Annotated in this window: 8 protein-coding genes; 6 read left to right on the top strand and 2 right to left on the bottom strand. The window is 65.3% G+C overall.

Annotated features, from left to right (window positions below):
- Positions 1 to 137 precede the first annotated feature (137 nt).
- The 4 genes from msrA (at position 138) to DM995_RS13110 (ending at position 2694) form a co-directional block, all read left to right on the top strand.
- On the top strand, positions 138 to 671 hold the full coding sequence (gene msrA, locus DM995_RS13125; RefSeq protein WP_116969704.1) for a peptide-methionine (S)-S-oxide reductase MsrA: 534 nt from the start codon (positions 138 to 140) through the stop codon (positions 669 to 671).
- A 90-nt stretch (positions 672 to 761) separates the two neighbouring features.
- Complete coding sequence (gene galU / locus DM995_RS13120; RefSeq protein WP_023839700.1) at positions 762 to 1625, top strand: UTP--glucose-1-phosphate uridylyltransferase GalU; 864 nt, start codon at positions 762 to 764, stop codon at positions 1623 to 1625.
- A 74-nt stretch (positions 1626 to 1699) separates the two neighbouring features.
- Complete coding sequence (locus tag DM995_RS13115; RefSeq protein WP_023839699.1) at positions 1700 to 2011, top strand: hypothetical protein; 312 nt, start codon at positions 1700 to 1702, stop codon at positions 2009 to 2011.
- A 116-nt stretch (positions 2012 to 2127) separates the two neighbouring features.
- A complete protein-coding gene (locus DM995_RS13110; RefSeq protein ID WP_116969703.1) occupies positions 2128 to 2694 on the top strand; it encodes a helix-hairpin-helix domain-containing protein in 567 nt (188 codons plus the stop codon).
- A 300-nt stretch (positions 2695 to 2994) separates the two neighbouring features.
- On the opposite strand, the gene metK is transcribed toward DM995_RS13110, so the two are convergent.
- Positions 2995 to 4212, bottom strand: a complete 1218-nt coding sequence (gene metK, locus DM995_RS13105) for a methionine adenosyltransferase (RefSeq protein WP_023839697.1) — start codon at positions 4210 to 4212, stop codon at positions 2995 to 2997.
- Between the two features lie 74 nt (positions 4213 to 4286).
- Entirely contained in the window at positions 4287 to 5894 is a 1608-nt protein-coding gene (gene lnt / locus DM995_RS13100) for an apolipoprotein N-acyltransferase (protein ID WP_116969702.1), read from the bottom strand.
- Between the two features lie 128 nt (positions 5895 to 6022).
- On the opposite strand from lnt, the gene DM995_RS13095 reads away from it, so the two are divergent.
- Positions 6023 to 6706, top strand: coding sequence for a hypothetical protein (locus DM995_RS13095; RefSeq protein ID WP_116969701.1), 684 nt, complete (start codon positions 6023 to 6025; stop codon positions 6704 to 6706).
- Between the two features lie 163 nt (positions 6707 to 6869).
- On the top strand, positions 6870 to 7741 hold an 872-nt coding region (locus DM995_RS13090; RefSeq protein ID WP_157973297.1), incomplete at its 3' end, for a sigma-54 interaction domain-containing protein.

The following is a 7741-nucleotide window of genomic DNA, read 5'->3' as shown; positions in this document are numbered from 1 at the left end:
GCGTCCGGGTGGGGAAGGCTCAGCGTGCTGAGCCGGGCTGGGCCCGAACTGAAGCGATGTCATTCCCACCCCGGCTGAGCCTTTGGCCCAGCCACCCCTTCCGCAAGCGGGAGGGGATAGACGCAAGGAAATTCAGCATGACCCAGCAGACCGCGATCATCGCCGGAGGCTGTTTCTGGTGCACCGAGGCCGTGTTCAACGACGTGATCGGCGTGAGCAAGGTGGAAAGCGGCTATATCGGCGGCACCACCGAGAACCCGACCTACAAGCAGGTCTGCTCGGGCAATACCGGTCATGCCGAGGCAATCCGCGTGACCTTCGACGACGAGCAGCTGAGCTATGCCGATCTGCTCGACATCTTCTTCGCGACGCACGATCCGACGCAGCTCAACCGCCAGGGCAATGATGTCGGCACCCAGTATCGCTCGGCGATCTTTCCGCTCGATGCGGTGCAGCAGGTCGAAGCCGAGGCCGCGATGAGCCGCAATCAGGCGAACTGGCCCTCGACCATCGTCACCACGATCGAGGAGCCGACCACCTGGTATCCGGCCGAGGATTACCACCAGGAATACTGGCAGGGCGAAGGCCAGCGGAACCCCTATTGCCTGGCGGTGATTCCGCCCAAGCTGCAAAAGCTGCGCAAGAGCTTTGCCGCGCGGGTCAAGGCCTGACACCATGGTGCCATGCGGGACGGCTTGACAGCCGGACGGTGCACTGCAAGGTCTGCGCCCGGCTATCGGGACCGATAAAGAGGACATAAAGTGAAGCCCATCCGCAAAGCTGTGTTTCCGGTTGCCGGTCTGGGCACCCGTTTCCTTCCCGCGACCAAGGCGATCCCCAAGGAGATGCTGCCGATCGTCGATCGCCCGCTGATCCAGTATGCGGTCGACGAGGCGCGCGAAGCGGGGATCGAGCAGATGATCTTCGTCACCGGGCGCGGCAAGAGCGCGATCGAGGACCATTTCGACATCGCGTTCGAGCTGGAAAAGACGATGGCCGAGCGCGGCAAGTCGCTCGAAGTGCTCGAACCCACAAGGCTTGGCCCCGGCAATTGCGCCTATGTGCGCCAGCAGGAGCCGCTCGGCCTCGGCCATGCGATCTGGTGCGCGCGCGATATCGTCGGCGACGAACCCTTCGCGATCTTCCTGCCCGACGAATTCATGGTCGGCTCGCCGGGCTGCATGAAGCAGATGGTCGAGGCCTATAACCGGCTGGGCGGCAACGTCATCAGCGTGCTCGAGGTGCCGCACGAGGCGGTGTCGAGCTATGGCGTCATCGCCCCGGGCCAGAGCGAGGGCGACACCACCGAGGTGCTGGGCCTGGTTGAAAAACCCAGGGTCGAGGACGCCCCGTCGAACCTCATCATCTCGGGCCGCTATATCCTGCAGCCCGAGGTCATGCGCACGCTGGAGAGCCAGGAAAAGGGCGCGGGCGGCGAGATCCAGCTGACCGACGCGATGGCGCGGATGATCGGCACCCAGCCGTTCCATGCCGTGACCTTTGCCGGCAAGCGGTACGACTGCGGTTCCAAGGCGGGCTATGTCCAGGCGAACCTGGCGATCGCGCTCGAGCGCGAGGACATGGGCGAGGAAATCCGCGCCTTTGCACTCGACCTGCTGAAATAACGGTTCAGCAAAGGCTCAGCCGGGCTATAGCAGGACCGAAGACGCGCACGCATGCGCGCCGGAGGGTCGAATCGATGAAAGCTGTAGTTGCAGTCGCGCTGATCGCGCCGCTGGCGCTGACCGGGTGCGTGGCCAGCGCGGTGGGGTCGATCGTCACCGCGCCGGTCAAGATCGTCTCCAAGGGTGTCGATCTGGCCACCACCAGCCAGTCCGAGGCCGATGAAAACCGCGGTCGTGCGATGCGCAAGGCCGAGGAACGCCTGGGCAAGCTGCAGCGCCAGCGCGACAAGGCGCTGCGCAAATGCGACGATGGCGATGACGAGGCCTGCGAACTGGCGCGCGACATCCAGGAACAGATCGACGAGGAACGCGACCGCGTGATGTAAGTCCCGCCGCAGGTCATCGCGGGACTGGTCACGAGGCGATCCTGCGGTTAAGGGCCAGAGCAGGGCGGGCCGCATCGCATGCCGGGCCCCGCGTTGACGAAAGGCCTCGATAATCCATGGACGGACAGCAACTGTTTTTCCTGATCGCCGCGCTGGTGATCGCGGTGATGATCCTCATCTGGGCGCTGGTCGGGCGCAGTGGCGGCACCGGCCATCACGATGCCGGGCATGGCCACGACGATCATAGGCATGATCACGGGCATGGTGCGCACGATCATGGCCATGCTGCCGTCGAAGCCCCTCCGGCGATCATCCCCACCATCGGCGGTGCGCCCGATCCGACCGTGGCAGCGCTCTCCACCGCCGATGTCGATGCCCAGATTGCCGCCCAGGCCGCCGAAGCCCAGGCGAGCGGCAAGCCGCGCATCGCCGCAGCGGTCGGCGATCCGGACGATCTGCGCAAGATTAAGGGCATCGGCCCCAAGCTCAACACGCTGCTCGGAGAACTTGGCGTGGCGCGCTACGACCAGATCGCCGCCTGGACCGCTGCCGACGTGGCGGAGATCGACCCCTATCTCGGCACCTTCAAGGGCCGCATCGACCGCGACAACTGGATCGAACAGGCCGGATTCCTCGCGCGCGGCGACATTGCCGGGTTCGAGGCAAAATTCGGGAAGCTTTGAGGGCAGGATCGCGACTGATCGCCCTGCCCCGCTCAGCCTGAGCCTGTCGAAGGCCCCGCGCCATGGGCGCCATTATTCCGGCCGTCATTCCCGCGAACGCGGGAATCCCGCTTGATCGTTCAGGACCGAAGGAAAGCGGGACCCCGCTTTTGCGGCGGTGACGAAGGACAGGGCGGAACGGTAGTGCGGGGCCTCCGACAGGCTCAGGCTGAGCGGACGTGGGGTCCCTGAGGCGCAAACGAAAAGGCCGGGTCATCGCGATGATGACCCGGCCTTTCGTGTTTCAGCAATCCGTCCGGATCAGGCCAGCGCGGCCTTCAGCTTTTCGGCGAGATCGGTCTTTTCCCAGGGGAAGAAGTCGCCTTCGGGCTTGCGGCCGAAATGGCCATATGCCGCCGACTTCTGGTAGATCGGCTTGTTGAGGCCCAGATGCTCGCGGATGCCGCGCGGCGTCAGGCGGACGAGCTGCGGCAGCACCGCCTCGATCTTGTCGTCGGCGACCGTACCGGTGCCGTGCGTGTCGACATAGAGCGACAGCGGCTCGGCAATGCCGATGGCATAGGACAGCTGGATCGTGCAGCGACGCGCCAGACCCGCAGCGACGATGTTCTTCGCCATGTAGCGGCTGATATAGGCCGCCGAACGGTCGACCTTGGTCGGGTCCTTGCCCGAGAACGCGCCACCACCGTGCGGCGAGGCACCGCCATAGGTGTCGACGATGATCTTGCGGCCGGTCACGCCGGCATCGCCATCGGGACCGCCGATCTCGAAGCGGCCGGTCGGGTTGACGTAGATCTTGGTCTCGTCGGTGATGAAGCCCTTGGGCAGCACGTCGTGCATCACGCCGACGACATAGTCGTACAGCTTCTGATACTTGTCGGCATCGCCCTCGCCCTCGTGCCAGTAATAATCGGGCGCATGCTGGGTCGAGACGACGAGAGCGGTGGCGCGCACCGGCTTTTCATCTTCATAGGCGAGCGTCACCTGGCTCTTGGCGTCGGGCTCGAGGAAGTCGACGACCTTGTTATGACGGTCGGCGGCCATGCGCTCGAGGATCTTGTGCGAATAGTCGAGCGTCGCGGGCATCAGGTCTTCGGTCTCGTCCGAGGCATAGCCGAACATGATGCCCTGGTCGCCCGCGCCTTCGTCCTTGTTGTCCTTGGCATCGACGCCCTGCGCGATTTCCGCCGACTGGCCGTGCAGATGGTTCTCGAAGCTGAAGGTCTCCCAATGGAAGCCGTCCTGCTCGTAGCCGATGCGCTTCACGGTCGCACGAACGGTCTTCTCGATTTCCTCAAGCGCGCCCGGGGCCCATTCGCCGTTCTCGTAGACGCCCTTGCAGCGGATTTCACCGGCGAGCACGACGCGCTGCGTGGTGGTCAGCGTTTCGCAGGCGACGCGCGCATAGGGGTCCTTGGAGAGGAACAGGTCGACGATCGAATCGGAAATCTGGTCCGCGACCTTGTCGGGATGGCCTTCGCTGACCGATTCGGAGGTAAAGAGGAAGCTCTTGCGCATGGGTCGCCTTCTTGCTGAGGCCCACGGGGAACCGCCCCGCAGGCACATATAAAGATTTCCTTATATGAGCGCCCTTAGCGACGGAATGCACGCAGTGCAACCGCGAACAGCATCAGAAAGCCAGCCAGCGCGAGCGGCAGGAGATTGCCCCAGAGCGCGAATGGGGTGGCGGCATGGGCCCTGGGAAGCATCGCATCGATATGCCCGGCCCTGTGATGCGGCACCGATTCGAGCAGCCGCCCATCGGCATCAACCACCGCAGAGATACCGGTGGGGGTCGAGCGGATCACCGGCACGCCTTCCTCGAGCGCGCGCAGCCGCGCCTGCGCCAGATGCTGCGGCGGCCCCCAGGGACCGAACCAGGCATCGTTGCTGGGGTTGAACAGGAAATCGGGCCGATTGCTCCGATCGGCCACCTCGCCCGAGAACACGATCTCGTAGCAGATCTGCAACCCCATGCGCCCGAAGCGCCCCAGATCGAGCGTCTGCGCGCCGGGGCCCGGCGTGAAGCCCAGCGTGCCCGGAACCAGCCGCGACAGCCCGATCTGGCCCAGAATCTCCTCATAGGGCAGATATTCGCCGCCGGGCACCAGATGGCTCTTGTCATAGCTGCCCAGAATTCTGGCCTGGCTGGAGAACACGAACACGCTGTTCGCCGCGGCCACCGCCTGACCATTGCGATCGAAATCGAGCTTCACCCCGCCGGTGACCAGCAGGTCGCCATCGTTGATCGGCCGGGTCAGCCGCGCGCGGATTCCCGCCGGGGTTTCGGGATAATAATAGCGGCGCGGATAGCCATCCTCGACGAAATCCTCGGTGGCGGCTTCCGGCCAGAAGACGATGCGCCCCGGCGGGGCATTGCGATCGACGGTCTGATCGACCAGCCGCGCGAAATTGCGCGCCGCCATGACCGGATCATATTTGTCCGACTGGTCGTTGTTCGGCTGCACCACGGTGATCGGCGTGCGCGTGAGCCCTGCAGGAGCAGGCGCGAGCGCCCATCCGCCGAGGCTCACCGCAGCAACGCCGGCGACCAATGCGAGCGCCGGTTTCCACTGGCGCTGCAGGCCCAGCAGCAGCGCTCCAGCGATCAGCATCATCAGCGCGCTCAGACCATAAGTGCCGACCAGCCGCGCCGCCCAGCCGAATTCAAGCGCGATGACGCCCAGCGGGTTCCAGGCAAAACCGGTAAACACCCAGGCGCGCATCCATTCGGTGATGAGCCAGAGCGACGCAAAGGCAAGAACCGCACACACACCCGCTCCCCCGCGAAGGCGGGGGTCCATCTCCACATGGTGCCCAATCGAACTGGCAGGAGATGGGTCCCCGCCTTCGCGGGGAGCCAGCTTTGTGCCGAGCCAGCTGGTGACCAGCGCCGCCAGTGCGGGAAACAGCGCCAGATAGCAGGACAGCCCGACCACCGCGACCCAGCCGAGCCAGTGCGGCATTGCATCCTGATAGGTAAAGGCGATCGCGATCCAGTTGAGCCCGATGGTGAACTGCCCCAGGCCGAACAGCCAGCCGCGCGCAAACGCGGCCTTGCGGTTCGGCGCCGTGGCGACGAGATGGATCAGCAAGGCCATGCACGCCAGCGTCACCGGCCACAGGTTCAGCGGCGCGAAGCCGGTGGCGGAAAGCCCGCCCGCGAGCAGGGCGAGCCATTTGGGAAAACGCTGGATCATCGGTGCGACGCTATGCCCGTGCCGCTGCGGCGTGACAATCGGCGTTGCAACGCCCGTGTCACAGACCGGGCGCTTTTGCACCAAAATCAGGTGACAGGCAGCATCGCCCCCCGCATAAGCTTGCGGCCATGATCAGCCTCGCCGCCCTGTTGTTCGCCGCGCAAGCCGCTCCCGCGCCTGCACCCGTTGCCCCGCCGATGCTGTCGCAGGCGCAGCGCGACGACCTGACCTGCGGCGCGGCCTTCGCGATCATCGCCTCCGAGCAGGAACGCGGCGTGACCTCCGCCCTGGCCTATCCGACCATGGTCACGCGCGGCCGCACCTATTTCGTTAACACCGCCGAGCGAATCGTTACCGAAACCGCCTCCAGCCAGGAGGCGATCGGCGCGGTGCTGACGCAGATCGTCCAGCAATTGCAGACCGATGCCGCGCAGTCGAACGATCCGGCGGGCGTGCTCGATGCGATCATGGGCCCGTGCCTCGAAAAGCTCGACGCCGCCGTTCCGGTCCCCCCGCCGCCATCGATGCTGCAATGCGCCGTCTATGTGCAATTGGCCTATGAAGAGGTGAAGGGCCGCGAGGGCGATTCGAGCACCGCGCGCGACCTCAGGACGCTCGCCAGCGTGCTCGAATCGCGCGCCCGCGACGACATGCGCGACGAGGGGCTGAGCGGCAACGAGGCCGATGCGAAGCTGATCGAGACCCGCGAGGCGGCGATCGCGAGGGAAAAGGCGCGCGATCCCGGCGACGATGCGACCGATATCGACTTCGAAACCTGCTTCAACATGGCCAAGCCCGCCGAGAAGCGCTGACCCGCGGCCCGCCCCGGATCGGGACGCAAGCTTTCCCCAGCCTGTCAAAAAAATGGCGAAAACTGTCAGCCGGCCTGACGGCTTTACGCATCGTTAACGAATGACCCCTAAATCGTTAACCAGACACGGCAAGCAGTGCCGGTAACGATATGGGGCAAGCAAGATGGAACAGATCGACGGACAGGCCATGGCCGACCTGATCGTGGGCAACAGCGTTGCGATCCGCGAGATCCGCGGCCTGGTACGCTTCGCGGCACAGACCAATGCCTCGGTCCTGATCACCGGCCCGTCGGGCACCGGCAAGGAGCTGGTCGCGCATGCGCTGCACCGCGCCTCGCAGCGTGCCGCCGCCCCGTTCATCGCGGTCAACAGCGGCGCGATCCCGCGCGAACTGATCGAATCCGAACTGTTCGGCCATGAAAAGGGCAGCTTTACCGGCGCGATCGCCCGCCGCATCGGCCATTTCGAATCCGCCAACAACGGCACGCTGTTCCTCGACGAGATCGGCGAGATGCCGCTCGACATGCAGGTCCGGCTGCTGCGCGTGCTCGAGGACCAGAAGGTCCGCCGCATCGGCAGCAACGACGACGTCCGCGTCGATGTCCGCCTGATCGCGGCGACCCACCAGTGCCTGGAAAGCGCGATCGGCGAAGGCCGGTTCCGCGCCGACTTGTTCTACCGCCTCAACGTGCTTCCGATCGAGCTGCCCGCGCTCGCCGAACGCATCGAGGACATTCCGATGCTGGTCCGGCATTTTCTCTCGCGCGGCTTTGCAGCCGACAATCCGCCGGTGTTCACCGACGATGCCATGGCCATCCTGATGGCGCACGACTGGCCGGGTAACGTCCGCGAACTCAAGAATCTGGTCGAGCGCGCCGCCGTGTTCTTCCAGGGCATGGAAGTCGGCACCGATCAGATGGCGATGCTGCTGCGCCCGATCCGCTCGGCGCGTCCCGAACTGTCGCAGCCGATCGGCATCGCGATGCCCGCCAATGTCGTGCCGATGGCGGCAGCGGCGGCGGCAACCATCCCCGC

It is taken from the genome of Blastomonas sp. UPD001, from assembly GCF_003426715.1.
GTDB lineage: Bacteria > Pseudomonadota > Alphaproteobacteria > Sphingomonadales > Sphingomonadaceae > Blastomonas.
Note: the sequence above shows the minus strand (reverse complement) of the source record. Positions and strands in the feature narration are given on the sequence as shown.

What these genes read in the sequence shown, in the direction of transcription:
- lnt (WP_116969702.1), bottom strand. Translation starts at nt 5,894, where the DNA reads ATGATCCAGCGTTTTCCCAAATGGCTCGCCCTGCTCGCGGGCGGGCTT.
- DM995_RS13115 (WP_023839699.1), top strand. Translation starts at nt 1,700, where the DNA reads ATGAAAGCTGTAGTTGCAGTCGCGCTGATCGCGCCGCTGGCGCTGACC.
- msrA (WP_116969704.1), top strand. Translation starts at nt 138, where the DNA reads ATGACCCAGCAGACCGCGATCATCGCCGGAGGCTGTTTCTGGTGCACC.
- DM995_RS13095 (WP_116969701.1), top strand. Translation starts at nt 6,023, where the DNA reads ATGATCAGCCTCGCCGCCCTGTTGTTCGCCGCGCAAGCCGCTCCCGCG.
- DM995_RS13110 (WP_116969703.1), top strand. Translation starts at nt 2,128, where the DNA reads ATGGACGGACAGCAACTGTTTTTCCTGATCGCCGCGCTGGTGATCGCG.
- metK (WP_023839697.1), bottom strand. Translation starts at nt 4,212, where the DNA reads ATGCGCAAGAGCTTCCTCTTTACCTCCGAATCGGTCAGCGAAGGCCAT.